Here is a 26,017-nt window from a genome sequence, read left to right on the forward strand (position 1 = left end):
CAAGGTTGCGGCAGCACAGCGGTCATGACTCAAATAATGATCGACGGCCACCTTCTTCTGTTCAGCCGAATACCTCGGTCTAGAACGGACATAGCCAGCCCGTAGATCATGGCACCGTTCGTATTCGCGATGCCAGGCTTTGAGAGAATTCTTTGTTGGGTAGCCCAATTGCCTGATGGTGGCTCCGAGGCGCTTGCCCAGCTTCAAGTAGAGTCGGACCGCTCGAATGCGATCTTCGTATGAGAACATGAACTACCTCCCAGGTAGTCCAGGATTTTGGCCGCACCCCCGCTGGGTCAGTTTCTAATCGGCGTTGACAGATAAGCGTCTGGAGACTACGCGCTCGCTCCTGAGCCTGGTCGATCGTCCAGCTCCGCGGGTCGCCGATCGTAATCCGCACGGTCGAGCCATGAATTTTCCCTTGGAAAATGTAAGCCTTGGCTCCCCCAGTTGTGGCTCGCAAGCCGAGTCCTGGAGTCTTGCTGTCCCAGAGAAACGACTGCGACTTACCCTGTTCGCAGCGATGCGCCTCTACCCGAGCCGCAGTGAAGTTTACCTTCGCCATCTAGCCACCCCGTTCGTAAGCCGGCGGTCTCATGTAACCGCCATGTAACCGAATTATGCGGCAATAAAGGTATTCAGATCAATATTGACCGGGCTGTGATTGAGGTAAAAGCTTTTAAATTCAATAACTTGAATAACTTCATCAATGCGGATCCATCTCAATAAACGTCAGCTTGTTCGTATTCGCAATGCGAAGGTCGTGAGTTCGATCCTCATCCGCACCGAATATCTTCCCCTTCGCGTGCCAACTTGATCGGCGCAGGGAGAGCCAGACAACAGACCCGAGTAAGCGATAAGCCGCGCGGAAACAAGAGCTTCTCTTACGAGGGGCCTTCCTCTCAGTGCGACTCCCGAGCCTGGTGCTCACCATCAATCTGTCATGCGTCAAATTAGTTTAAAAAAAAGAAAATCCAGATAAGAGCAATGCCGATTTTTGCACTCCATTACTCCGTATAATGAATTAATAAATCGATCTTCAGTTTATTCGGTGTGGGTTCATACGTTCTCCCGCGAGGCACAAATGTGAAAGATGAGCTTTTCTTCCGCAAGCTCGGCGAGCGCATTGCGAACGCGCGTAGAGCGCACGGCATGACGCAGCAACAGTTGGCAGAAGCACTTGGCATTGCGCAGCAAACGATGGCGCACTACGAAGGCGGGCGCTCGCGTGTGCCGGCATCGATGTTGCCAACGTTGGCGGACCTACTCATGTTCACTTTCGATGAACTGCTGGGCAGCCCGGCCGCATCGCCGCGTACCAAGAGCAGTTCGATATCGCGCCTCCAACAGCAAATCGCCGCAATCGAACAACTCCCCAAGCCCAAACAGCAGTTCGTCTCACAAATGTTGGACACCGTGCTCGCACAGGCACGGAAGTAGAAGGAGTCTCAATGCAGTAAACGAAGCGCGGGCCATGAGTGTTACCAGCACTCACAGCCCGCTGACCAAAACCAACTCAACAGAGGAGTTGACCATGGCTGACGCCAATCTTAATGCATCGCACGCACATCCCGAGCGCCGCGTAACCATCCAGCAGTCCTGGCGGTACCGCAGGTCCAGCTCGCGGGCAAGAAATGACCCGCCGCTTTACCCTTGGCTCAAACTTTCCGGCCGATGGCTCGAAGTCGCAGGCTTTGAACCAGGCCAGCGCGTCCGAATCACTGTGGAAGACAAAAGGCTAGTGATCACCCCAGACTAACCCGCCCGTCAGACCAAAGCCCGCACCAAACAAAGAAGGCCACGAACCCACAGGGTTCGCGGCCTTCACGCCTTCCGCAGCCACCACCAAATCTTTTTTGAAAGACTGGATCCACAAATCCACTTGGAGTAATCTGCCCCAACGACTCAGCAACCGCAATGGCATCCTCCCGCACCGCACAAAACGGATCAAGCGCACAAAAATGCCTGCCACCAACGTCCGCAGCACTGCCGGTCTGGCCTTAACCGCCGAGGAAGAGGCCTACCGCTTCCTGCTGGAAGCCATCATCGAAGGCCGCTACGCCGCAGGCCAGCGCATCGTCGCCGAAACGGTTGCCGAAGAACTCTCAATGAGCCGCATGCCGGTGCGGGCGGCGCTAAAAAGACTGCACACAGAAGGCCTGATCATCCAGCGCCCCAACCGAGGCGCAATCGTCCGCGGCCTGACCGTGGAAGAAGTCCAGGACATCTTCGACATGCGCATCGCGCTCGAATGCCTGGCCATGCGCGTCGCCGCCCCCCGCTGCACCGAAGCGCATCTCACGAAGCTCCAACGCCTGCTGGAAGACATGGACGCCTGCGTAGGCGACACCGACACCTGGGTTCAACGCCACTGCGCGTTCCACGAATACCTGTGCGAAATAAGCGGCCGCACGCGCCTCTACCAGCAGATTCACTCGCTCTACACGCTGATCGAAGGCCCCATGCGCCTGTGGATCGAGCAGGCCACCTTCAGACGCAAACGCGCGCGCGACGCCCACCAGATCCTCATCGACGCGCTGCGCACCCGCGACCCCGCGCAAGCCGAGCAGGCGCTGCGCGAGCACCTCGAATCAACTGTTCCCCAGATCATCAAGTTCCTCGAATCGCCCGCGTCACGAGCGTAACGCGTCGGCGTCCTAACTGTCGTCGTACCTCACGCAGCTCACATTCAGCCAGGAGCCTCTCGATGTCAGAAAAACAGTTCAAGCGTCTTCGTCTCGCCGCCTGCGCAGGCTTCGCGCTCCTCGCGCAGGTTGTCGGCGCTTCTGCGGCGCAGGCCGCCGATCTGGGTCTCGTGAAAGGCGGCACGCTAACCTACTGTTCGAGCATGGACGCGCCGCCGCTCGCGTCTTACGACGAGAATCAGCAGCCGCGCGGCTTCTCCGTCGACGTGGCGCATGACGTCGCGAAGCAGCTCGGCAATCTCAAGGTCGAGTGGAGGGTCATGTCGTTCAGCGGGCAGATTCCGGCGCTGCAGGCGAAACAATGCGATCTCGTGATCGGTCAGCTCTTCGACAAGCCCGAGCGCCGCCAGATCATCGACATCGTCGACTACATGTATTCGAGCCAGTCGATCATGGTGCCGCGCGGCAACCCGCGCCACGTGCGCTCGCTCGACGACCTTTCGGGCATGAAGGTCGCGGTGCTCAACGGCACGACCATCGGCACGCTGCTCGACAAGGAGAACGAGAAGCTCAAGGCTGCGGGCAAAGCGCCCATGAACATCGTTGTCTATAGTTCGGATGCCGATGCATTTCAGGCCTTCCGTCTGAATCAGGTCGACGCCTACGGCACCACCTCGGAAAGCGCCGCGCACTTCCAGCAGGTCTCGGGCGACATGTTCGAGGAGGCGGTGCCGGGTTTCAATCGCATCGCGACCGGCATTGGCGCGCGCAAGGGCGAGCCGCTTTCGCCGGCCGTCGCGAAGGCCGTGGCCGATCTCGTGAAGAGCGATCGCTACGGCAAGATGCTCGCCACCTGGAAGGTCGAAAACGATCGCCTGTGAGCGCGGGGTGACGCCATGAATTTCAGTTGGGAAATCTTCCGGAAATTCCTGCTGGACCCGAGCCCGGCGTATCTGCACGGTTTGTGGCTCACGTTCTCGATCAGCGCCTGCGCGATCGTGTTCGGCGCCACGCTCGGCCTGATCGTCGCGCTCATGCGGCTTTCGTCGAGTCTGCCCGTGCAGTGTCTCGCGCGCGGCTATATCTGGGTCATGCGCGGCACGCCGTTGCTCATGCAGATCGTGTTCCTGTACACCGCGTTTGCCGCGGCGAACATCTTTCACTTTCACGATCTCGACTTCGGCATCATCTCGCTGCCCGGCAATATTCAGGCGGCCGTGCTTGCGCTCGGCATGAACTCGGCGGCCTATCAGGCGGAGATCATTCGCGCCGGTTTGAGTTCGGTGGATCGTGGACAGTACGAAGCGTCGCGCTCGCTTGGCATGTCTTCGGTGCTGCTCATGCGCCGTGTCGTGCTGCCGCAAGCGTTCCGTGTGATCGTGCCGCCGCTCGGCAACGAGTTCAACGTCATGCTCAAGAACACCACGCTCGTGAGCGTGATCGGCGTGCCGGAACTGCTGCTCAGCACGCAGATGATCACCTCGGTGAACTTCCGCGTGTTCGAGCTGTATCTCGTGCTCGGCATCTACTTCCTCGCGCTCACCACGCTCTGGGGTTTCGTGCAGCGGCGGCTCGAAGCGCACTTCGGCCGCGGCGAGGCGAAGCCGGCTGCGAATACGCGTCTGTTCGGCGCGCAAACGATGAAACTGCTGCGAGGGCGTTGACATGAGCGTTGACATGAACGAAGCACGGGAAATCGTCATCGAGGCGTCGGACATTCACAAGTCGTTCGGCCCGACCAAGGTACTCAACGGCATTTCATTGAGCGTCGCGAAGGGGGAGGTGGTGGTGCTGATCGGCTCGTCGGGCTCGGGCAAGACCACCTTCATTCGCTGCCTCAATCTGCTCGAGTCGTACGACAGCGGGCGGGTGCGCGTGAACGGCCATCTGCTCGGATTTGTCGAGCGCCCGAACGGCACGCTGGTGCGCGATTCGGCGCGCCAGCTCGCACGGCAGCGCCGCGATATCGGCATGGTGTTCCAGCGCTTCAATCTGTTTCCGCACATGACGGCGCTGGAGAACGTGATCGAGGCGCCCATCCATGTGCTGAAGATGCCGCGCGAAGAGGCGATCAAGCAGGCAAAGGCGCTGATCGCCCGCGTGGGTCTTGCCGATCGCGCCGACCACTATCCGTCGCAGCTTTCAGGCGGCCAGCAGCAACGCATCGCCATCGCCCGCGCACTTGCCATGCAGCCAAAAGTGCTGCTCTTCGACGAGCCCACCAGCGCGCTCGATCCGGAAACCGTCGGCGAAGTGCTGCAGGTGATGAAGGAGCTTGCGGAAGACGGCATGACGATGGTCGTCGTCACGCACGAAATGGGCTTTGCGCGCGAGGTGGCCGATCGCGTGGTCGTGCTCGACCAGGGCGAGCTGATCGAAGAGGGACCGCCCGAGCGCATTTTCACCGCGCCTTCGCATCCGCGTACGCAGACGTTCTTGAAGCGCACGTTGCGAACTGCCATGCCTGCCTCTGCGTAGGCATTAGCCGCAATGCTGCGTCATGTGAAATAACCCATCATCAGGACACCAAAGAGGAGAACGCTTCGATGCGTAACTTCGAAACGCCGGGCCGCTCGCTCGTCATGGCTCGCAACGGCATGGCGGCGACTTCGCACCCTAGCGCGACGCTCGCCGCCATCCAGATTCTCGCCGCCGGCGGCAACGCCATGGATGCCGCGATTGCCGCGTGCGCGGTGCAGTGCGTGGTCGAACCCGGCTCGACGGGCGTAGGCGGCGACTGTTTTGCGCTCTATTCGCGCGGCGGCACGGATGACGTGATCGCCTACGACGGCTCCGGCTGGGCCCCCGCCGCAGCAAGCGCCGAGCGTCTGCGCGCCATGGGCGTGGAAACCATCGCGCGTCATTCGCCGCACGCCGTCACGGTGCCGGGCGCGGTGGATGCATGGACCACGCTCCATCGCGATCACGGCCATTTGCCGCTGCGCGACGTACTGGCTTCGGCCATCCGTTTCGCTGAAGAAGGCTACGCCGTCGCGCCGCGCACCGCGCACGACTGGGCGGCGGAAGTGGAAACGCTCTCGCGCGACGCCGTAGCGCGCACCACCATGCTCGTGGATGGCGCTGCGCCGCGCGCCGGCTCGACGCACCGTCAACCGCGCCTCGCGAATACGCTGCGCGCGATCGCCGAAGCGGGCCGTGATGCGTTCTACCGCGGCGCCGTTGCGGCCGATCTCGTCGCGCAGCTTCAGGCGCACGGCGGCTTGCACACGCTGGGAGATTTCGCCGAATTCCGCGGCGAATACGTCACGCCGATTCGCGCGAAATTCCGCGGCTACGACGTGATCGAATGCCCGCCGGCAGGGCAGGGCGTCATAGCGTTGCTGTTGCTGCGCCTGCTCGACAAATACGACGCCGAAGGCAGCCCGCTCGACCCCGACCGTCTGCATCGCGAGATCGAGGCGGCGAAGCTCGCCTACGCCGTACGCGACGCCGTGCTGGGCGACCCGCGCCATGGCGGCGTCGATGTCGATCGCCTGCTATCCGACGACTACGTGGACAGCCTGCGCAGCCGCATCGACCTCGAAAGCGTTCTGGACCCAGCCGCCGCGCTCACCCAGGTCGAGCACCGCGACACGGTCTACATCACCGTCGTCGATCGCGACCGCAACTGCGTGAGCTTCATCAATTCGTTGTTCTATCCATTCGGCAGCGGGCTGATGGGCAAGGAATCCGGCGTGATGCTGCACAACCGCGGCATGAGTTTCTCGGTCGAGCCAGAACACCCCAACGCAATTGCGCCGCACAAGCGTCCGCTGCACACCATCATTCCCGGGATGGTCGCGCGCGACGGCCGCGTGCAGATGAGCTTCGGCGTGATGGGCGGCCACTATCAGGCCATGGGGCACGCGCACTTCCTTTCGAAGGTGCTGCATTACGGCCTCGACATGCAGGCGGCGATGGATCTGCCGCGTGTCTTTCCGCGCCCTGGCACGGGCACCGTGGAAATCGAATCGACCTTGCCCGCCAACGCGCGCGCGGTGCTCGCGGATCGCGGCTTCAAGCTCGTGCCCGCTGCCGGCCCGATTGGCGGTTCGCAGGCGATCCGCATCGACTGGGAGCGGGGCGTGTTGACCGGCGCGTCCGATCATCGCAAGGACGGCTGCGCGCTCGGGTATTGAGGCAGCACACGGTCGCAAAGAAGGGGCGCGAGCGCCCCTTTTTCTTTACTGCTTGATTTCGGCTTCGACCAGCTTGGCGAGCAACGCCAGCGACTCCTGCCAGCCCAGATAACACGCCTCGACCGGAATGATCTCCGGTATGCCTTCCTGCACGACGGTCATTTCCGCGCCGAAGAACACCGCGCGCAGTTCCACCGTCGTCTGCATGGTGCCGGGCAGGTGCTCATCCTCGAACACACCGGTGTATCGCAAACGCTCGTTCGGCACGAGTTCGAGATATTCGCCACCGAACGAATGACCGTGGCCGGCCGTGAAATTCTTGAACGACATCCGGTAGTGGCCGCCGACTTTCGCGTCGAGTTCATGAACCGTGCAGGTGAAGCCGTTGGGCGGCAGCCATTTCACGACTGCGCTCGCGTCGAGAAAGGCGCGATAGATGCGCTCGGGCGGCGCGCGCAGCACACGATGCAGGCGGACGGTGTTCGATGCCATGTCTAAGCTCCCAGGGTGGTGGATCGCCCTGCAATAGTAGGCCACCCGCCCGGGACCCATCGCCTAAACTTCCCAATACCGAATCAATACCGAACACCTGGCCGCATACCCATCGGCCGGATAGCCCGCAGCCGCTAACCCCGCGGCACCCGGAGGTCACCATGAGCGCTCAACCGCTTGCGATGCATCAGGTCGACTACGAAGGCTTCGAGATTCACGTCAGCGCCACGCCAGCCGACGAAGGCGCGAACCGCTACACCTACACGGCCTACGTTTGCCATCCCGGCGCGAATCCCGCGAAGCCGGGTCACACGGTCACGTATCACGCGGACGGCGACGAAACCTGGCGCAGCGAGCAGGACGCCACCGAAGAGGCGGTGCATGTGGGCCGCAGCATCATCGACGGCACGCACCCCGATCTTTCCGTGCTCTCGCTCGTCACCCACGGCTTCTAGGCCCTGCGAGCGCGCCGCCTGCGCGCGCGGCCCGCGCTAAAAAGCGGGCCGCATGCGTTGCGAGACGGAAGGAGGAAAAAGGCCCGGACCGCAGTCCGGGCAAAGCCACCGGATTTCCGGCGGCGGAGGTTTTCGTGGGCGTACCGCTTATTTCTGCCGCGCGCGTTGCACGCGCGGCGCAGAAATGAACGGCGGGCCCGCTCTCTCCCAATCGGGAGAGCGGGCCCGCCAGGCGTTGCTCGCGTAGTGCGCCAGCACTACGTGTGAGCCGCGATTACTGGCCGAAGTAGGTCGGCTTGATGTTCGGTGCGCGCGTGCCGGTTTGGGCGCTGCCGTTCGTCGATGCGCCGTAGGCCGTGGCTTCTGCTGCGCCGTTCTGCTGGGCGACGCGCGCCTGGGCAGCCTGCAGGTCTTCCGGATAGTACGGGCTCGACAGATTCGGGCGGTAGCCGGCCTTTTCCAGTTGAACCAGTTCGGCGCGAACTTGAGCGCGCGTCACGGGCGCTTGCTCGGCTTGCGCGAACGACAGGGCCGGAGCGGCGAGGACGGTAGCGGCGAGTGCAGCAGCAATCAGATTCTTCATGGTAACAACCTCCGAAAATTATGTTGTCGATCCGTAACAATCGTGTTGTTCGAACCGTTGATGACACTTTATTGCAGTGCACTTCAAAGAAAAATACCGCAATCCAGCAAACATCATTACTGCGATTGCAATAATTCCGTCGATCTTCGGTGCTTCGGCCGGACCGGGCGTAGCCCGGTGAGGCAAAATAGGGCGCCGAAGGCCGCGCGTTGCGACGGCTGCGTATCCCGATCGCTTGCTGCGAAACCCATTTCGAAGTTCAAGGAGAAACGCCATGAAGAACTCTCTCGGCCGCCAGGCGCTGATCGCCGCCGCACTAGCGGGTCTTGCGACGGCCGGCGCGGGCGTGGCCCAGGCGGACGACACCGTGAATTGCTACGGCGTCGCCAAGGCCGGCCAGAACGACTGTTCGAGCAAGACCGGCGTGCACGACTGCGCGGGCCAGGCCAAGGTCGATCACGACAAGGGCGACTTCAAGACCATGCCGAAGGGCACGTGCGAGAAGCTTGGCGGCATGCCGGAAAAATGAGCCTCGCGGCTGAGGCGGCGCGCAACGCGGGGGGCGCAAGATGAGCGCGCCAGGCGCACTGAGTGGCGTGGGCATTGGCCTGCGTCACGCGCACTACGAGGCCTTCATGGCAGGGCCGCCTGCGGTCGACTGGATCGAAGTCCACAGCGAAAACTACTTCGGCGAAGGCGGATACGACCTGCACGTGCTCGAAACCGTGCGCCGCGATTTGCCCGTGAGCCTGCACGGCGTGGGGCTCGGGCTTGGCTCGGCTGCGCCGCTCGATACGGCGCATCTCGCGAGGCTCGCGCGGCTGGTGGCGCGCATCGAGCCCGCTGTCGTCTCCGAGCATCTCTGCTGGGGCGCGAGCGCGCAAGGCGCGCTGCACGATCTGCTGCCGATGCCGCTCACGCAAGCCTCGCTCGATCACTTGAGCGCGCGCGTCTTGCAGATGCAGGACGCGCTGCGCCGTACCGTGCTGATCGAAAATGTTTCGACCTACGTACGATTTCGCGACGATAGCTACGGCGAGGCCGAATTCCTCGCCGCGCTCGCGCAGCGCACGGGCTGCGGCGTGCTCCTCGACGTGAACAATCTTTACGTGAATCAATGCAACCACGGTGAGGATGCACTGGCGGCCATGGCCATGCTGCCGCCGCAGATCGTCGGCGAGATCCATCTGGCGGGGCATCGCGCGACGCCCGCGGCCGTGATCGACGATCACGGTTCGCGCGTCGCGCCGGCGGTCTGGTCGCTGTACGAGGCCGCGCTCGAGCGCTTTGGCGCGACGCCCACGCTCATCGAGTGGGACACGGCGGTGCCGGCGCTCGAAGTGCTGCTCGACGAGGCGCGTCTCGCGCGCGAACGCTTCGCGAAGTATACGAGTCACGTAACGGAGCTGCGCTCATGACAGTGTGCAAGACGCTCGAAGCGACGCAACAAGCCTTCGCCGCCGCACTGGACGATCCGGGCGTCGATGCGGCGCTCACCCGCGAGCTGCTTCCCGCCGATGCCGCGCTGCTGCACGAGCGCATGGGCCTGTATCGCGGCAACGCTCGCGCGGCGCGGCGGCTTGCGCTCGCGAACGCGTATCCGGTGCTCGCGGCACTGGCTGGCGAGACCTGGTTCGATGCGCTCGCGCTAGCCTATGCGCGCGCGCATCCTTCGCGCGATGCCGATCTGAACCGCTTCGGCGCGCAGCTGCCCGAATTCATCGAGCGCTACGAGACCGACGCACGTTATGCGTATTTCGGCGATGTCGCACGACTCGAATGGGCGCTGCACGCAGCCAGTTACGCAGCGAACGCCACGCCACTCGATGCGCAGCAATGGCAAGCGCTCGGCGCAGAGCGTCTTGCGCAATTACGTCTCGCGGTGCATCCCGCCTGCGCCGCGCTCGCTTTACGTTTCGATGCCATGGCGATCTGGCGGGCACACCAGCCGGGCGGCGTCTGGCCTGAGCGTGTGGATGTGCCGTCGTGGGCGCTCGTGGTCCGGCCGCAATGGCGGCCCAAGGCGCTCGTGCACACGCACGCCGCGCACGCGGCGTTTGTGGCGCTGCGCGACGGCGCCACGCTCGACAATGCGCTTGCGCAAGCCTTCGACATCGACCCGGCTTTCGACTTCGGCGGCCAGTGGCGAGCGTGGATCGAGGCGCGCGCCATCGTTGGCGTGCGCGACGACTGACCATACCGCATGACAAGCGCATACGGAGCCTCGCCATAACGCTGAGGAATCCAGACTAACAAAACGCACGCCTCTCGAAACGCATTTTATTCAGGAGAATAGGGCGCAAAATCGAGCCGCGCCCCAAACGCCACCCTCGACCGGACTTGCCCGCATAGCCACGCCTGATGCGGCATGCGAGGATGAATGCATACGCACAACATGCGCCCGCCGGCCGTTGTACACTCGATTGCATCCCGGCGCGCGCGGCGTCGGGCGTCGGCCACGGTCGGGCGCAGGCAAGCGCCCGGCAACCGGCGCCACTGCAAGGCCAGCCCCCGAAGGCCCGAGATGATGATCCGCCGACCGAACGCCGTGCTTGCCATCGGCATCGCGCTGGCCGCAGCGCTGACGCTGATCGCCGCATGGGTCATGGCGCAGATGCGGCACGACGCGCTCGCGAGCGCCCGTGCTTCCGCCTCCAATATGGCGCTGCTTTTCGAGCGCGACACGGCGCGCAATTTCGACGTCTACGACCTATCGCTGCAGGCCGTCATCGACGCGATCGACGATCCGCGGCTCGCCTCGCTGCCCGCCGACATCCGCCAGAACCTGCTGTTCGACCGCTCGGCCACGGCGAAGAATCTCGGCGCGATCTTCGTCACCAACGCGGCGGGCGACGTGGTGTTCGATTCGCGCTCGGTGCCGCCGCGCGCGCTCAACGTGGCCGACCGCGACTATTTCATCGCGCAGCGCGACTCGGCGCACGTGGGCCTCTTTCTGAGCCACCCGTTCATTCCGCGCGACGGGCCGGCCAACGCGACCATCGGATTGAGCCGACGTCTCTCGAACCCCGACGGCTCGTTCGCGGGCGTGGTGGTCGGCACGATGCGGCTCGATTATTTCCGGCAGTTGTTCAGCGGCGTGGACATCGGCACGAACGGCACGGTGGCGCTCATGCTCGCCGACGGCACGCTGCTCATGCGCCGCCCATACGATCCGGCGCTGATCGGCAAAAGCGTCGCAGAAACGGCGCTGTTCCAGCGTTTCCAGCGATCGCAGGCTAACGGGTTCTTCTCGCTTGGCCCGGTAGACCGCGTGCGGCGCTGGTTCGCGCTGCGGCGCGTGGAGGGCTATCCGCTCGTGTTCAGCGTCGCCGTCGCGGCGGACGACATCTATCGCGAATGGCGCGTGCGCGCCTGGATCATCGGCACGCTCACGTCGGTGCTCGACATCTCGCTGATCGCGCTCGCGTTGATGTTCACGCGCCAGTTGCGCCAGCGTGGCGCGGTGGAGGCGGAGTTGCGCGTGCAGGCGGACACCGATGCGCTCACGTCGCTCGCGAACCGGCGCGCGTTCGAAACCCGCGCGGACCACGAATGGGCGCGCGCACGCCGCTCGGGCAGCCCGCTCGCGCTCGTGCTGCTCGACGTGGACCGCTTCAAGCTCTACAACGACCGCTACGGCCACCTCGCGGGCGACGACGCGCTCGCGGCCGTCGCGCACGCGCTCGGCGCACACGCACGCCGCGCGGCGGACTGTGCGGCGCGCTACGGCGGCGAGGAGTTCGTGCTGCTGCTGCCCGAAACGGGGGAGGCCCAGGCGCTCGCGCTGGCCGAAAAGGTGCGCGCCGCGATCGAGGCGCTGGCGGTGCCGCACGCCGGCAGCCCGAACGGTGTGCTCACGGTGAGCGTGGGCGTGGCCTGCACGACCCAAAGTGCGTTTGCCGACTGGCGCGCGCTGACCGACGCCGCCGACGCCGCGCTCTACACGGCCAAGCGCTCGGGCCGCAACCGCGTGGCGGCGTGGCTGCCCGCCACGACCGACGACACGCGCGGCGCGGATGTCGAAGGCCGCTCCGGCTGACCGCAATCGAATTTTACCCGGATGATATTGTGCAATGTAATTTACCCGGGTAATATTCGCCCATCATTGGATATCAAGACGGAGAACACCATGGTGGTGGCGAACGGCTGTACGGCATTTGCGGGCACGCGCCTGATCGCGCGCGGCGCGCCGCTTCAGGTGGCGCTGGCGGTCAAGGCGGAACTCGAGCGCGAAGTGAACGAAATCGGGAACGAAAACGGCGCGCCGGTGCTGGTCTTCGACGACCGCGACGCGCGCCCGGTCGAATTCGATTTGCGCGGCACGGAACAGGACATCGAGGCGCGCATCGTCGCGCAGGCGAGCCGTGCGGAACGTACAGCCGCGCCGAACGTCGTCGACGACGCAGCCCCGGACGACGCACCGCGCGGCCGCGGCCGCCCGAAGCTTGGCGTGGTGGCGCGCGAGGTGACACTGTTGCCGCGCCACTGGGACTGGCTCGGCGCGCAGCCTGGCGGGGCCTCGGTGGTGCTGCGCCGACTCGTGGACGCCGCGCGCCACGCGAGCGAGGCACGCGAACGCGTGCGCGCGGCCCAGGAAGCCGCGCACCGCTTCATGACTGCACTGGCCGGCAATCTGCCGGATTACGAGGAGGCGCTGCGCGCGCTCTATGCGGGCGAGCGTAGCCGCTTCGAAGCGGCTAACGCGCCCTGGCCGGAAGACGTGCGCGACTATGCGCGGGAACTGGCGGAAGCCGCATTCGCCTGAACGGGCGAAGGGCTCAAATTGCGCGGGCAAAAAAAACCGCTCCAGCGGGGAGCAGGAGCGGGGAAGTCGGAGAGTTTACAACTTATAAACTCTGCGTGAACCCTCGTGGGGGGCACGCAGCAAGGCCAGTCTAAATCCGGCATCCCACCCTCAATATAGGAGGAGTCTGAAACTCCATTCGGTGTTGACTTCATCACTCACGTCGACGGCTGCCGCGGTGGTTTCGGACGCCCGACATCCGGCTTGCCACGCCGATTGCGGCTCCGTACACTCCCGCCTGACCTGCATCAAGGGCGGCCGTTGCATCGATGCGTGCGCGCCAACAATCAAAACCAGAACCAAAACCGCAAATCACGCCGACAAGAGGAACCCATGTCCGACTCCTATTTCCCCCGCTGGCGCGCGCAGACGGGTGACGCCCGCAGCGTCGTGGCCCCCGACGAGCGCCTGCCCTGGCCGCAGATGTTCGCCATGGGCGTGCAGCACGTCGTCGCCATGTTCGGCTCGACCGTGCTCGCGCCGCTGCTCATGGGCTTCGACCCGAACCTGTGCATTTTCATGTCGGGTGTCGGCACCCTGCTGTTCTTCGTGGTGGTGGGCGGGCGCGTGCCGAGCTATCTCGGTTCGAGCTTCGCGTTCATCGGTCTCGTGATTGCCGTGACGGGCTACGGCGGGCAGGGCCCCAATCCCAACATTCCGGTCGCGCTCGGCGGCATCATCGCGTGCGGCGTGGCTTATACGCTGATCGGCCTGCTCGTCTCGGCAGTTGGCACCAAGTGGATCGAAACGCTCATGCCGCCGGTGGTGACCGGCGCGATCGTCTGCGTGATCGGGCTGAATCTCGCGCCCATCGCGGTGAAGGGCGTGAGCGGCTCGATCTTCGACTCGTGGATGGCCATCGTCACCGTGCTCTGCGTGGGCGGCGTGGCGGTATTCACGCGCGGCACGCTGCAGCGTTTGCTGATTCTCGTCGGCCTGTTGATCGCCTATGTGATCTACGCGATCGTCACGAACGGCATGGGCCTCGGCAAGCCGATCGACTTCTCGATCGTCGCGAACGCCGCCTGGTTCGGCATGCCGAAGTTCACCGCGCCGGTGTTCGACCCGCACGCCATGACGCTGCTCGTGCCGATCGCCGTGATTCTGGTGGCGGAGAACCTCGGCCACATCAAGGCGGTTTCCGCGATGACGGGCTACAACCTCGACCGCTACGTGGGCCGCGCGTTCATCGGCGACGGGCTCGCCACGATCGTCTCGGGCTTCGCGGGCGGCACGGGTGTCACGACCTACGCGGAAAACATCGGCGTGATGGCCGTGACGAAAATCTATTCGACGCTCGTGTTCGTGATCGCCGCGGTCATCGCGCTCGTGCTCGGTTTCTCGCCGAAGTTCGGCGCCGTCATTCAGACGATTCCCGGCCCGGTGCTGGGCGGCGTCTCGATCGTCGTGTTCGGTCTGATCGCCGTGACGGGCGCGCGTATCTGGGTCGTCAACAAGGTGGACTTCTCGGACAACCGCAATCTGATCGTCGCCGCGGTCACGCTCGTGCTCGGCGCGGGCGACTTCTCGCTCAAGCTCGGCGGCTTCGGGCTGGGCGGCATCGGCACCGCCACGTTTGGCGCGATCATTCTCTACGCGCTGCTGCGCCGCAAACCGGCGCAGGAAGCGGCGGTTTAAGCCTCACCGCCTCACGGCTACACGCGGCGCCGGTCCTCGGCGCCGCGTTTTCCCTCTCCCGTTTTTCCGTACTACGCCGGGCGCACGCTCAGTTGCGATTGCGCCCGCGCGTCGTCATCGCCGTTTCCGAAAGATCGACTTCGCGCATCAGCTTCGCCAGCGTTTCGTCGTTGATCTGCATCTGGTTGCGCAGCTTGAGCAGCGTCGCGCGTTCGGCGCGCATGCCGGCCAGGCGCATTTCCATTTCCAGCGCGTCCGAGCGGCGCGCGTTCGCGCTGCGGTCGCGGTCGGCGTCGAGCGAGGCGAGGCGCCGGCGGTAGGCGTCCATCACGCGCGCGGTCGTGTCGGCGGCGTAGGCGGCCTGCGATTCGTCGAGATCCTCGCTCACCTTTTCGTGCACCGCATCCACGGCGCGGATGCCCGCTTGCGCCGCCTGGATGCGTGCCGCGCGCTCCTCGGCCGCGTGCGGTCCCTGCGCGCTGCGCCGCACGCCGCGCAGCAAGAGCGGCAGGCCCACGATCGCCACCAGCAGCGAGGCGAGGATCACGCCCGTCGCGATGAAGATGGCGCTGTCGCGCCCGGGCAGCGGGCTGCCGTTGGCGAGCGCCACGGGCAGCGAGAGCACGCCCGCGAGCGTTACCGCGCCGCGCACGCCCGCCACCGTGGTGATCGCCACGGTGCGCAGGCCCGGCACCGCGTTCGCCACGCCGTGACGCGCGGCGCCGCGGCTCGCCACCCAGCGCAGCAGCCACACCCAGCCGAAGCGCATGGCGTAGAGCGCCACGAGCACGGCGGCGATATAGCCGATGAGGCGCAGCATCTGCACGTTGCTCGTGTGGTGCGCGTCGAGCAGCGCCTTGCCGAGAATGCCCGGAAACTGCAGGCCGAGCAGCGTGAACACCATGCCGTTGAAGACGAACTCGATCATCGACCAGGTGCTCGTGGCGCGCACGCGTGCCGACACCGGGCCTTTGTGCGCGACGCTCGTGAAGTTCATCGTCATGCCCGCGGAAACGGCCGCGAGCACGCCGGACACTTCGAGGTGCTCGGCGAACAGATACGCGGCGAACGGAATCAGCAAGGTGAGCACGACGCCGGGCGCGGGGTCGCCCTCTTCGGTCATGTTGAGAAAGCGCGCCGAAACGAAGCTGAAGAGCCAGCCGATCGCCGCCCCCAGCGCAAGACCGCCCGCCGCGATCACGACGAAGCTGAGCGCCGCCGAGCGCAGCGAAAAATAGCCGGTGAGCGCGGCCGCCACGGCGAACTTGAGCGCGACGAGGCCCGAGGCGTCGTTCATCAGCGCTTCGCCTTCGAGGATGTGCATGAGTTGCGCGGGAATGCGGTCCTTGCCGGCGATACCCGAGAGCGCGACGGCGTCGGTGGGCGAGAGCACGGCGGCGAGCGCGAACGCCACGGGCAGCGAGATCTGCGGCACGAGCCAGTGCACGAAATAGCCGACGGCGACGACCGTCAGCAGCACGAGGCCGAGCGCGAGCATGAGGATCGCGCGGCGCTGCATGAAGAACTCGCGTTTGGGCATGCGCCAGCCGTCCGCGAACAGCAGTGGCGGAATGAACAGCGCCATGAAGATGTCGGGATCGAACGTGACGTGCGGGTTCACGAGCGGAAACGTGAGCAGCGCGCCAATGCCGATCTGCACGAGCGGCAACGGCAGCTTGAGGGGCACGGTGCGCGCGATGATGCCGGACACGGCAACAGCAAGCAGCAGAATGAGAACGGTGAAGAGAATGTCCATCGAAAAACGTAGCGGGGGCCAATCGGGGCCAAACGGGGCCAATCGGGGCCAGGCGGGGAAGCGTTGAAGAGGGGGACAGACGCCTCTTTTCACGCGCGGTGCGGCACTGCGTTCTGGCGCGCATTAGAGAGGGGCGCGCCGGTCGCGGGACAGTGTAGCCTGACGCGTCTGTAAGCCGCCGCGAAGCGCGCAGGGCGAACGCGTGGCAAGCCCGATATTTGCCGAAAATGCGGCAATTTGTCCGCCTTGTGTGCGCCACGATTGAAGCAAAGGCGCGTGGAAAGGCGCACGATATCGGTGCGCCGTGCGATATCTCGCGTGGTGCATGGCGTGCCCAATCGCTGCGCACGCGATGGGCGCGAACGCATTTCCCGATGCGTGCCAGATCGCAGTGCGAGCGAGCACGGACTTTGCTTGATCCCTCCTGTGACGCAACGAAAATCAGGCTATGGAGGAAAGCGCAGGCCGTGCAGAGGCTGTGCGGACTGCAGCGTCCTTCCTACGCGCTAGAGGATGGCATGATCACAGAGCAACAGGACAAAACAGCCGTGGCCCCCCACGGCTTCGATCTCAGCGTCACTTCGGGGCTGCAGCGCTACAGCGCACACCACGGCGACCTCACGCTCACGAGCGTGTTCCAGCCGGTGTTCAGCCTCTCGCACATGCGTGCGGTGGGCTACGAAGGGCTGCTGCGCGCGCACGACCCGCTCGACCGCCCGGTCTCGCCGCTCGACGTGTTCGGCGACGCCGCGCGCGTGGGCGAAGCGCTGCTGGTGGACCGGCTCGCCCAGGGGCTGCATCTGGAGAACTTCGCGCTGCTCGGTGCGGAGCGCGAGTGGCTCTTTCTCAATGTGCATCCGGGTACGCTGATCGAGGCGTATCACTCGGCGGCGCTGCTCGCGAACCTGCGGCGGCTGAACATTGCGCCGCGGCGCGTCGTGCTCGAGGTGCTGGAGGACGAGGCGACCGATCTCGACGCCCTCGCGCAGGCCGTGGCGACGTTTCGCGAGCGCGGCTTTCTCGTGGCGCTCGACGACTTCGGCGCGGGCAACGTCGATATTGGCCGCGTGTGGCAGCTCAATCCCGACATCGTGAAGCTCGACCGCATCATGCTCATGCACGCGCAGCATCGCGCGGACATGGCCGCGACGCTGCCCGCGCTCGTGGCGCTGCTGCACGACGCGGGCAAGCTCGTGCTGATCGAAGGCGTGGAGACGGAACACGAGGCGCAGCTCGCGCTCGCGTGCAACGCGGACTTCGTGCAGGGCTTCTTCTTCGCGCGGCCCGCGCCCGGACTCGCCGACGCGGCCCAGGCGCAAGGCGTGATCGCCGAGGCGACCGAGCGTTTTCGTCAGCAGACCGAAACGCGCGAGCGCGGCGAGACGAATCGTCTCGTGCCCTATCTGCGTGCGTTCGAGCGCGCGGCCGAACGGCTTTCGGCCGGCGAATCGATGGAGGAGGTGTGCTGGAACTTCCTCGCGCTCGATCATGCGGCGCGCTGCTATCTGCTCGATTCGAACGGCAGGCAGGCGGGCCGCAACGTGGCGCTGCGCGTCGATCGCGCGGAGCGCGATGCGCGCTTTTTGCCGCTGGAGGACGCGCAGGGCGCAAGCTGGCTGCGCAGGCCGTACTTCCGCACGGCGCTCGTCACGCCGGGGCGCGTGCACGTGACCGGGCCGTATCTGTCGATCAACGAGGCGCTGCCGTGCCTGACGCTTTCGATGGCGGTGCCGGTGGGCGAGCGGCTGTGCGTGCTGTGTGGCGACATCGACTGGTTCGAGTAGGCGTGCATCTGCGATCATGTCGTGTTCCTCACGACATGGCGCGCCAATATGCAACATGAACGGGTCCTGCTGGAAGTCATCGCGACCACGCTCGCCGATACGCAAGCCGCCGAGCGCGGCGGCGCGGATCGTCTCGAACTCGTGACCGCAATGGGCGAGGGCGGCCTCACGCCGAGCATCGGCATGATCGAAGCCGTGGTCGCGGCGGTGGCGATTCCCGTGAACGTGATCGTGCGGCCGCACAGCCGCTCGTTTATTTACGATGCAAACGATTACGCGGTGATGCTGCGCGACGTGCGCGCCGCGAAGCTGGCGGGCGCGCATGCGGTCGTGATCGGCATGCTCACGCCCTCGCATGAAGTGGATCGCGACGGACTGCAGCGCGCGATCGACGCCGCCGACGGCATGCCGCTCACGTTTCATCGCGCGTTCGACGAAGCGCGCGAGCTGCAGGAAGCGTTCGACGTGCTGCTCGGTTTCGACGCCGTGACGAACGTCCTCACCTCGGGCGGCAAGCCCTCGGTGCTCGACGCGCAGGCGCAAATCGCAACGCTCGTGCAGCGTGCGGCGCGCACGCATTGCACGGTGCTGGCGGGCGCGGGACTGACGCTCGATCGCGTCGCGCAATTCGTGAGCGCGACGCAGGTGTGCGCGGTTCACTTCGGCTCGGGCGTGCGCGTTGACGGCAAGGGGCTCGCTCCCGTCGACGAAAACAAGGTGCGGCTCGCGCGGAACCTGCTCGACGCCTGACCCATAAAAAAGCGCGCGCCATTCAGATGAACGGCGCGCGCTTGCCAGCTTCACTTCCCCTTACTTCGCCACGACCACCGGAATGCCGCGCAACGCGCCCGCGCCCTTGAACGACGCGAGGGCTTCCTGTACCGCCGCGCTCGTCTTCACGTCGATGGCAAGGCGCGCCGCCAGTTCGCGCTCGCTGCGTTTCACCGCCGCGAGGTTCGCAAGCTTCACGTGCCCGTAGCCACGCACACGTTGGTGCAGATTGGCGAGGCGCGCAATGTCGTCGACGTTTTCGGCGGTGAGGCTTGCGAATGCACCGCGCAGCGTCGCCTCATAGTCGCCGGCGAGGGCGCGCTCCATGCGGCGCTCCAGCGTCTTGCCGAACGGATCGAGCCACGTGCCGCGCACGCTGCGGCCCTTCTTCAGCAGCCCGAACGCACTCCACATCCACTGGCCGAACTGCATCTTGCGCGGAGGCTGGCCGTTCTTCTCATGCGCGATGAGCGGCGGCGCGAGGTTGAACTTTACGGTGAAGTCGCTGCCCGCCGTGCCTTCGAACTGCGCTTCGAGCGCGGCGCGGAACGCCGGGTCGGCGTGCAGGCGCGCGACTTCGTATTCGTCCTTTACGGCGAGCAGCCGATAGAACGTGGTCGCGACGGCACGCGCGAGCGTCTTCTCTGCGCTCTTGTCGGCGCTGCGTGCGGCATCGACCAGCGCGCGATAACGCTTCACGTAGCCCGCGCCGCCATACGCGAGCAGACGCGCTTCGCGGTCGGCGATCAGTTCGTCGAGCGTTTGCGTGAGCTTGCGCGCCGTAGCTTTCGCGGCTGCCGTGCGTTGCGTGTCGAGCGCTTCGAGCGCAGCGGGATCGGCGGCGGCCATGCGGCCGATGGAGAACGCGAGCAGGTTCGCCTGCACGGCCACGTTGTTCAGCTCGATGGCGCGCGTGAGCGCCGCGAGCGAAACCGGCACGAGGCCAAGCTGCCACGCGAAGCCGAGCATCACGATGTTCGCGCCGATCGTGTCGCCGAGATAACGCTGCGCGAGCGCCTGGGCGTCGCAAGCGGAGAGCGGATCTTGCACCGACGTTGCGCCATTCGTCGCCGCGTGCCGCATCTTCGCGAGCAGCGCATCGGCGTGCAGGTTCGCTTCGGGGTTCTGCACGAACGACGCGTTCGGAATCTCATGCGTGTTCACGACGATGCGCGTGCGGTCGTGTCGCACGGTTTGCAGCGCGTCGGCGCTCGCGCCCACCACCATGTCGCAGGCGAGCAGCAGGTCGGCCTGCTGCGTGTCGATGCGCACCTGGTTGAGCAGCGCGTCGGTCGCCGCGAAGCGTACGAACGAGAGCACCGAGCCGCCCTTCTGCGCAAAGCCCATGAAGTCGAGCACCGAAGCGCTCTTGCCTTCCAGATGCGCGGCCATGCTGATGAGCGCGCCCACGGTCACGACACCGGTGCCGCCCACGCCCGTCACGAGGATGTCGTAGGGTGCGTTGTCGAGATGCGTGGCAGGCATGGGCAGCGCATTTACCCGCGCGGCGAGCGCCTGCGGATCGAACGCCGCGCCTGCGGCCTTCTTGAGCTTGCCGCCCTCGATGGTCACGAAGCTCGGGCAGAAGCCGTTCACGCACGAATAGTCCTTGTTGCACGACGACTGGTCGATGCGGCGCTTGCGGCCCAGCTCCGTTTCCACAGGTTCGACCGACAGACAATTCGACTGCACGCCGCAATCGCCGCAGCCTTCGCACACTTCCTCGTTGATGAAGAGGCGCTTGTCCGGGTCGGGGAATTCGCCTTTCTTGCGGCGGCGGCGCTTTTCGGCGGCGCAGGTCTGGTCGTAGATCAGCACGGTCACGCCCGGCGTTTCGCGCAGTTCGCGCTGGACCGTATCGAGTTCGCTGCGGTGATGGAACGTCGTGCCCTTCGGGAACAGGCCGTGATGGCCGTCGTACTTCTCGGGCTCGTCGCTCACCACCACGAAGCGCGAGACGCCTTCGGCTTCCACCTGGCGTGCGATCTGCGGCACGGAAATGCTGCCGTCCACGGGCTGGCCGCCCGTCATCGCCACGGCGTCGTTGTAGAGGATCTTGTAGGTGATGTTGGTCTTCGTCGCCACTGCCTGGCGAATCGCGAGGATGCCTGAGTGAAAGTAGGTGCCGTCGCCGAGATTCTGGAACACGTGCGGCATCTTCGTGAACATCGAGTGCGCGGCCCAGTCCACGCCTTCACCGCCCATCTGGATCAGGCCGGTGGTGTCGCGCTCCATCCACGAAGCCATGAAGTGGCAGCCAATGCCGGCCTGTGCGATTGAGCCTTCGGGCACTTTGGTCGAGGTGTTGTGCGGGCAGCCCGAGCAGAAGTAGGGCGTGCGGCGCACGGCGTCGGCGGCGTTCGAGAGGATTTGCGGCGCGACGAGATCGACCACGCGCTCGCGGCGGTCGAGCGCGGGACGGTGCTTCGCGAGCCACGCGGCGAACACGGGCAAGATGCGCGAGGGGCGCAGCTCGCCCAGCTCGGAGAGCAGCAGCGTGCCGTCTTCGGCGTGCTTGCCGATCACCGTGGGACGCGCGCCTTCCTTGCGGTTGTAGAGGTAGTCCTTGATCTGCTGCTCGATCACCGGGCCCTTCTCTTCGATCACGAGCACGTCGGTGAGGCCCGCGACGAACGCGTCGATACGCGACATCTCCAGCGGGAACGACAGGCCCACCTTGTAGATGCGCACGCCCGCGCGATCCAGGTCGTCGACGGTGAGATCGAGACGGCGCAGCGTTTCCATCAGGTCCAGGTGCGCCTTGCCGCAGGTGACGATGCCCACGTTCGCGTGCGGGCTCGGCGCGATCCACTTGTCGATGCTGTTCATGCGCGCGAAGTGGCGCACGGCGTCGAGCTTGGCGGCGAGGCGCTGCTCGATGGCGAGACTCGGCAGATCGGGCCAGCGGTTGTGCAGGCCGCCAGGCGGCGGCGTGAAACCTTCCGGCGCTTGCCAGTCGGTCTTGATGGCATCGAGATCGACGGTCGAGCCCGACTCCACCGTTTCCGAAATCGCCTTGTAGCCCACCCACGCGCCCGAATAGCGCGAGAGCGCCCAGCCATACAGGCCGAATTCGAGCATGTCCGCAATGTTCGACGGATTCACGACAGGCATGTGCCAGGCCATCAGCGCGAAGTCGCTCTGATGCGGCATGGACGACGACACGCAGCCGTGGTCGTCGCCGGCCACCACGAGCACGCCGCCGTGCGGCGACGAGCCGTAGGCGTTGCCGTGCTTGAGCGCGTCGCCGGCGCGGTCGACGCCCGGGCCCTTGCCGTACCACATCGCGAACACGCCTTCGACGGTGCGCTCCGGGTCCGCTTCCACGCGCTGTGTGCCGAGCACGGCGGTGCCGCCCAACTCCTCGTTGATGGCGGGCAGGAAGCGCACGTCGGCGGCTTCGAGCAGTTTCTTCGCCTTCCACGCCTGCTGATCGACCATGCCGAGCGGCGAGCCGCGATAGCCGCTGATGAAGCCCGCGGTGTTCAGGCCATGCGCGCGGTCGAGCGCGCGCTGCATGAGCGCGAGGCGGATCAGCGCCTGGGTGCCGGTCAGGAAGATGCGGCCGCGCGTGGCGGTGAGGTTGTCGGTGAGCTTGTAATCAGCGAGGGGCGGCGTATCAAGCGGCGAGGACGTGTCGCCAAACGCGGGGCGCGCGGTCATTGGGGGGAGTCTCCATTTGTCGAACGCAGTTAGCGCTTCAGCGCTGACTGCGATCCCATGCATAGTTTTGCGGTCGCTCACCCCCCACGGAGCAGGGCGGCGACAGAGACTCTATTTTTTCTCGCCAATGACGGAAATTTTTTGCTAACTCTCCGGCGCTGCCGCTTATTCGCGCGAGAGCCTGCCCGCGCCGGGCGAATTTGGAGTGAGATTTTCCCTACCGCGCCGCAACCCCGTCTGGATCGGCCTTCGGGACAATCTGTCAGATCGTCCGAGGTGCGTAAGGCTTCGCGCGATCGAACGGCACGACATCGTGAAAGTGCGTGTAGTCCATCGTGCTCACGCCGTCCGCGTCGCTCATCAGGTCGACGTAGCGGTAGTCCCAGCGGATCTGGCGGTCCGACCAGCTAAAGCGCGCCTGCATGGTCTGTGCGGTCGATTCGTCCGAGCCCTCGATCACGACAAGCAGCGTGGCGTGCTGCTCGGCCAGCGTCTCGGGCGTGACGCCGTAGAGCGGGCTCGACTCGTCGATCACGTGCATGAGATTCCAGCCCAGCGTGAAGAGCGGATGCTGGTCGCGCACGAGCTTGAGGTCGTGGATGCGCCGTGCGCGAAAGCCGTCCGACGAAGTCTCGATACGGATGAGCCGCAGCTTCGCGCCCGCTTCGGCGATCACGTTCTGGCGGGCGTTGGCGGCGCGCGCCATCAGCGTCATGCGGCCTTCGATGGGGTGCACCACCACCTGGCTCGCGAACATGATCTTCGCGCGCGGGCGCGAGAAGCGCGCGAACACGAGGCCGGTCGCCAACGCGATACCTGACATGCCGACGAAGATTTCCAGCGTGGCGACGATATGCGCGTAGAGCGTTTGCGGATGCATGTCGCCGTAACCGACGGTGGCGAGCGTTTCCACGCTGAAGAAGAACGCACCGAGGAAGCCCTTCGGGTACTGGTTGGCGATAGACGCGGCGCCGAGCTGGTAGAGGCACGCGAACACGCCGTTCATGAGCAGGAAGAGGGCCGCGAGCGACGCAAAGAAGGTGGGCCAGCGCATGGTGAGCGCCGTGTGATAGAAGTCGCCCCAGGATTGCGGCATGCCGTAGACGAGCACCTCGCGCGTGCCGATCATCAGCTTGCGCGGCGTCCCGCGTCTGGCTTTTTGCCTGGGCCCCGCGGGCGTTTCGGCCTTGCAGGCGGCCATGTCGACGCCGGGCGAAGCCTCGGGTGCCGATTCGGCTTGCTGGGCCGCTTCCTGGTTTGCGAAGCGCTCCGGCGTCTCGGACGTCATGATGGTCCCCGCGGATCTGAAGTAAGGAGAAGAGCGTAGCAATGCTGCAGGGGCAGGACAAGCGGGCACGCGCCAACGGGCGCTGGCAGGGCGCAGGGCTGGCGCGACGAGAGCAGGAGTGAGACGCGGCAGGAACGGCGTCGAACGAAAGGCTTACGGAAACCCGTGCGGCTTCGGAATGCCTGCGCCGTGTTCGATATCCGCGATGGCCTGGCGGCGCGCGGCGTCCACGGCTTGCGTGGGCGCCTCGAAGCCCGCGTTGCCGCCGACCGTGACCCACGGCTGCACGGCCTTGTCGCGATGCGTGATCTGATACTCGGCGTCCCAGCGAGCGCCCTGCAGTTCGAGGGGATGCACGTGGATGGCGTAGACGCCGTATAGAAAGAGCTGTTCGGACATGGCTAACCTCCTGTCGACCAGAGTTGGCGCTTGAGCTGTCGGCCGGAGTTAGTGCTTTAGCGCTTACTCCGGGCCCATGCTAAGCACTTACTCTGGTCCCATGCAGAGCACCCCCGTCTCATGCAGCGCTGCCGGCAGTCCCCGAGCGGGCACTGGGCTCACCGCGGCGGCTTACAGTTCGAGTTCGCCGAGAATGCGATGCGCCAGCGCCTTGGCTTCTTCGAGAGCCTCTTCCGGCGTGCCCGATGCGGCTTCGACTTCATACACCGCGTTTTCGAGTTCCTCGCCGTCGTCGCGCGCCAGGGAGACCAGGCCCTGGTACTGGCCGGCGTTCATGGGCCGCACAGAAGCGACGGCCGTGTAGATCCCCTTGGTGTAGCTGACGTCTTCCATAACGTGCTCCTCGTGGAAGGAAACTCCCCTCGACGGGTCACGTGGATTGGGGCGCGCAAGCGTCGCGCCTGACCCGCAGCAAGAGGGAGATTCCATGCTAGCACGTTGCCCGCGCGGCTGCGGGACACGCATATGACGGCGGCGCGGCGCTTTCGTGTCAGCCCCGCGCGGTGTCCAGGCGGTGCGCCAGAATGCGCGCCGCGTGTGCCTTCAGTCGGCGAGCAGCGCGACGACTTCGTCGAGCGTCGGCGAATGCGCGCCGGGCCGGCGGCACGCGGCCGCGCCTGCGGCGAGCGCGAAGGCGAGATGCTGGCGCCAGTTGCGCTGCGGCGCGCTCATGAGGCTGAACAGCAGCCCGCCGATGGACGCGTCGCCGGCGCCCACCGTATCGGCCACTTCGACGCGCGGCGGCGCCGCCTCGATCACCTCGTCGCCCACATAGAGCGTGGCCGCCTGCGCGCCGCGCGTGACGAGCAGCGTGGCGGCCGGATTGAGCGCCCGCACGGCGTCGATGGCTTCGGCCTCGCTCTTGCCGGCGAACAACATGCGCAGGTCTTCGTCGGAGACCTTGATGAGATCGGCGAGCGCAGCCATGCGGCGCAGGATCGGCTCGTAGCCGTGCGCCATGAGGTTGCGGTAGTTCGGGTCGAAGCTGATCTTCACGCCGGCCGCGCGCAGCTCGGCGGCGAGCGTGGCGAGCGTTTCGCCGAGCGGCTGGCGCACGAGGCTGATGCAGCCGAAGTGCGCCCACTTCGCGTGCGCGCGCCAGCCTTCGGGCAGCTTCGCGGGATCGAAGGCGAGGTCGGCGCTGTTGTCGCCGATGAAGTAGTACGCGGGCGGATGCGTCTGATGCACGATCGCGAGCAGCGGCGCGCGCTCCACGCGCTGCATGAAGCGCATGTCGAGGCCGGCGGCCACGCTCGCGTTCCAGAGTTCGTCCGAGAAGTTGTCGACGCCGAGCGCCCCCACGCTCGCCGTGGGCAGCCCGAGGCGCGCCACCGCGCGCGCGACGTTCCAGCCCGCGCCGCCAGGATGCGCGCGCCAGTGCGAGTCCATGCCCGGCGAGCCGGGCTGCGAAGCGTGCGGCGAACCCTCGGGCGCGGGGGTGCGCACGAGATCAGTGAGGATATCGCCGGCCGAGATGAAGGCCGGGAAGCCGGACGAAAAGTCCGGGCCGGTGCTGCAGGTGCTCATCGTCGTGTTCCTC

25 protein-coding genes and 1 pseudogene are annotated in these 26,017 nt (G+C 65.6%); 16 read left to right on the forward strand and 10 right to left on the reverse strand.

Annotated features, from left to right (window positions below; genetic code table 11):
- Both A3CW_RS50705 and A3CW_RS54400 read right to left on the reverse strand, forming a co-directional pair.
- Nucleotides 1-207: pseudogene (locus A3CW_RS50705) on the reverse strand (IS3 family transposase); the annotation flags it as partial.
- Nucleotides 107-565: an Arm DNA-binding domain-containing protein gene (locus A3CW_RS54400; RefSeq protein ID WP_322787932.1), complete on the reverse strand. Its 459-nt coding sequence runs from the start codon at nt 563-565 to the stop codon at nt 107-109. The gene A3CW_RS54400 and the pseudogene A3CW_RS50705, both read right to left, overlap by 101 nt.
- Nucleotides 566-1,086: 521 nt before the next feature.
- On the opposite strand from A3CW_RS54400, the gene A3CW_RS0100005 reads away from it, so the two are divergent.
- The 7 genes from A3CW_RS0100005 (at nt 1,087) to A3CW_RS0100030 (ending at nt 6,784) form a co-directional block, all read left to right on the forward strand.
- Complete coding sequence (locus A3CW_RS0100005) at nt 1,087-1,440, forward strand: helix-turn-helix domain-containing protein (RefSeq protein WP_245623503.1); 354 nt, start codon at nt 1,087-1,089, stop codon at nt 1,438-1,440.
- Nucleotides 1,441-1,534: 94 nt separating this feature from the next.
- Nucleotides 1,535-1,759 (forward strand): SymE family type I addiction module toxin, encoded by a 225-nt coding sequence (locus A3CW_RS50715; RefSeq protein ID WP_081771492.1) that lies wholly within the window; start codon nt 1,535-1,537, stop codon nt 1,757-1,759.
- 97 nt (nt 1,760-1,856) lie between these two features.
- Nucleotides 1,857-2,645: a GntR family transcriptional regulator gene (locus tag A3CW_RS0100010; protein ID WP_211254022.1), complete on the forward strand. Its 789-nt coding sequence runs from the start codon at nt 1,857-1,859 to the stop codon at nt 2,643-2,645.
- 62 nt (nt 2,646-2,707) lie between these two features.
- Nucleotides 2,708-3,526 carry an ABC transporter substrate-binding protein gene (locus tag A3CW_RS0100015; protein WP_028201724.1) on the forward strand — a complete coding sequence of 273 codons (819 nt, stop codon included), beginning with the start codon at nt 2,708-2,710 and terminating at the stop codon, nt 3,524-3,526.
- Between the two features lie 15 nt (nt 3,527-3,541).
- Nucleotides 3,542-4,309: an amino acid ABC transporter permease gene (locus tag A3CW_RS0100020; protein ID WP_028201725.1), complete on the forward strand. Its 768-nt coding sequence runs from the start codon at nt 3,542-3,544 to the stop codon at nt 4,307-4,309.
- 13 nt (nt 4,310-4,322) lie between these two features.
- Nucleotides 4,323-5,123, forward strand: a complete 801-nt coding sequence (locus A3CW_RS0100025) for an amino acid ABC transporter ATP-binding protein (RefSeq protein ID WP_028201726.1) — start codon at nt 4,323-4,325, stop codon at nt 5,121-5,123.
- 68 nt (nt 5,124-5,191) lie between these two features.
- On the forward strand, nt 5,192-6,784 hold the full coding sequence (locus A3CW_RS0100030; protein WP_028201727.1) for a gamma-glutamyltransferase family protein: 1,593 nt from the start codon (nt 5,192-5,194) through the stop codon (nt 6,782-6,784).
- Between the two features lie 45 nt (nt 6,785-6,829).
- Here A3CW_RS0100030 and A3CW_RS0100035 read toward each other — a convergent pair whose 3' ends face one another.
- Nucleotides 6,830-7,276: an SRPBCC family protein gene (locus A3CW_RS0100035; protein ID WP_028201728.1), complete on the reverse strand. Its 447-nt coding sequence runs from the start codon at nt 7,274-7,276 to the stop codon at nt 6,830-6,832.
- A gap of 161 nt (nt 7,277-7,437) precedes the next feature.
- Between A3CW_RS0100035 and A3CW_RS0100040 the strand changes: the two genes are divergently transcribed.
- Nucleotides 7,438-7,731 (forward strand): hypothetical protein, encoded by a 294-nt coding sequence (locus tag A3CW_RS0100040; protein ID WP_028201729.1) that lies wholly within the window; start codon nt 7,438-7,440, stop codon nt 7,729-7,731.
- Between the two features lie 274 nt (nt 7,732-8,005).
- On the opposite strand, the gene A3CW_RS0100045 is transcribed toward A3CW_RS0100040, so the two are convergent.
- Nucleotides 8,006-8,314, reverse strand: coding sequence for a DUF4148 domain-containing protein (locus A3CW_RS0100045; RefSeq protein ID WP_028201730.1), 309 nt, complete (start codon nt 8,312-8,314; stop codon nt 8,006-8,008).
- Between the two features lie 274 nt (nt 8,315-8,588).
- Between A3CW_RS0100045 and A3CW_RS0100050 the strand changes: the two genes are divergently transcribed.
- The 6 genes from A3CW_RS0100050 to A3CW_RS0100075 all read left to right on the forward strand — a co-directional run bounded on the left by A3CW_RS0100050 (nt 8,589) and on the right by A3CW_RS0100075 (nt 14,756).
- On the forward strand, nt 8,589-8,843 hold the full coding sequence (locus tag A3CW_RS0100050; protein ID WP_028201731.1) for a BufA1 family periplasmic bufferin-type metallophore: 255 nt from the start codon (nt 8,589-8,591) through the stop codon (nt 8,841-8,843).
- Nucleotides 8,844-8,883: 40 nt separating this feature from the next.
- Entirely contained in the window at nt 8,884-9,732 is an 849-nt protein-coding gene (gene bufB / locus A3CW_RS0100055; protein WP_028201732.1) for an MNIO family bufferin maturase, read from the forward strand.
- The gene (locus A3CW_RS44675) at nt 9,729-10,508 is read left to right on the forward strand and encodes an HvfC/BufC N-terminal domain-containing protein (RefSeq protein WP_051481073.1); all 780 of its coding nucleotides are present in this window, start codon (nt 9,729-9,731) and stop codon (nt 10,506-10,508) included. The genes bufB and A3CW_RS44675 overlap by 4 nt, the downstream gene beginning before the upstream one ends.
- Nucleotides 10,509-10,838: 330 nt before the next feature.
- Nucleotides 10,839-12,353: a sensor domain-containing diguanylate cyclase gene (locus tag A3CW_RS44680; RefSeq protein WP_035512101.1), complete on the forward strand. Its 1,515-nt coding sequence runs from the start codon at nt 10,839-10,841 to the stop codon at nt 12,351-12,353.
- Nucleotides 12,354-12,443: 90 nt separating this feature from the next.
- Nucleotides 12,444-13,079 (forward strand): DUF2239 family protein, encoded by a 636-nt coding sequence (locus A3CW_RS0100070; protein ID WP_028201733.1) that lies wholly within the window; start codon nt 12,444-12,446, stop codon nt 13,077-13,079.
- Nucleotides 13,080-13,451: 372 nt separating this feature from the next.
- Nucleotides 13,452-14,756 carry a solute carrier family 23 protein gene (locus A3CW_RS0100075; RefSeq protein WP_028201734.1) on the forward strand — a complete coding sequence of 435 codons (1,305 nt, stop codon included), beginning with the start codon at nt 13,452-13,454 and terminating at the stop codon, nt 14,754-14,756.
- A gap of 88 nt (nt 14,757-14,844) precedes the next feature.
- On the opposite strand, the gene A3CW_RS0100080 is transcribed toward A3CW_RS0100075, so the two are convergent.
- Nucleotides 14,845-16,512, reverse strand: coding sequence for a Na+/H+ antiporter (locus tag A3CW_RS0100080; protein ID WP_028201735.1), 1,668 nt, complete (start codon nt 16,510-16,512; stop codon nt 14,845-14,847).
- Nucleotides 16,513-17,030: 518 nt separating this feature from the next.
- On the opposite strand from A3CW_RS0100080, the gene A3CW_RS0100085 reads away from it, so the two are divergent.
- A complete protein-coding gene (locus A3CW_RS0100085) occupies nt 17,031-18,296 on the forward strand; it encodes an EAL domain-containing protein (RefSeq protein WP_028201736.1) in 1,266 nt (421 codons plus the stop codon).
- Between the two features lie 48 nt (nt 18,297-18,344).
- A complete protein-coding gene (locus tag A3CW_RS0100090; RefSeq protein WP_028201737.1) occupies nt 18,345-19,046 on the forward strand; it encodes a copper homeostasis protein CutC in 702 nt (233 codons plus the stop codon).
- 60 nt (nt 19,047-19,106) lie between these two features.
- Here A3CW_RS0100090 and A3CW_RS0100095 read toward each other — a convergent pair whose 3' ends face one another.
- The 5 genes from A3CW_RS0100095 to A3CW_RS0100120 form a co-directional block, all read right to left on the reverse strand.
- Nucleotides 19,107-22,730, reverse strand: coding sequence for an indolepyruvate ferredoxin oxidoreductase family protein (locus A3CW_RS0100095; protein ID WP_028201738.1), 3,624 nt, complete (start codon nt 22,728-22,730; stop codon nt 19,107-19,109).
- A 262-nt stretch (nt 22,731-22,992) separates the two neighbouring features.
- A complete protein-coding gene (locus A3CW_RS44685; RefSeq protein WP_407669682.1) occupies nt 22,993-23,859 on the reverse strand; it encodes an ion channel in 867 nt (288 codons plus the stop codon).
- A 312-nt stretch (nt 23,860-24,171) separates the two neighbouring features.
- Nucleotides 24,172-24,417 carry a hypothetical protein gene (locus A3CW_RS0100110; RefSeq protein ID WP_028201739.1) on the reverse strand — a complete coding sequence of 82 codons (246 nt, stop codon included), beginning with the start codon at nt 24,415-24,417 and terminating at the stop codon, nt 24,172-24,174.
- A 171-nt stretch (nt 24,418-24,588) separates the two neighbouring features.
- Complete coding sequence (locus A3CW_RS0100115) at nt 24,589-24,810, reverse strand: hypothetical protein (protein ID WP_028201740.1); 222 nt, start codon at nt 24,808-24,810, stop codon at nt 24,589-24,591.
- 210 nt (nt 24,811-25,020) lie between these two features.
- On the reverse strand, nt 25,021-26,004 hold the full coding sequence (locus tag A3CW_RS0100120) for a carbohydrate kinase family protein (protein WP_028201741.1): 984 nt from the start codon (nt 26,002-26,004) through the stop codon (nt 25,021-25,023).
- Between the last annotated feature and the right edge of the window lie 13 nt (nt 26,005-26,017).

The sequence above is a fragment of the Paraburkholderia nodosa DSM 21604 genome, from assembly GCF_000519185.1.
Classification (GTDB): Bacteria; Pseudomonadota; Gammaproteobacteria; order Burkholderiales; family Burkholderiaceae; genus Paraburkholderia; species Paraburkholderia nodosa.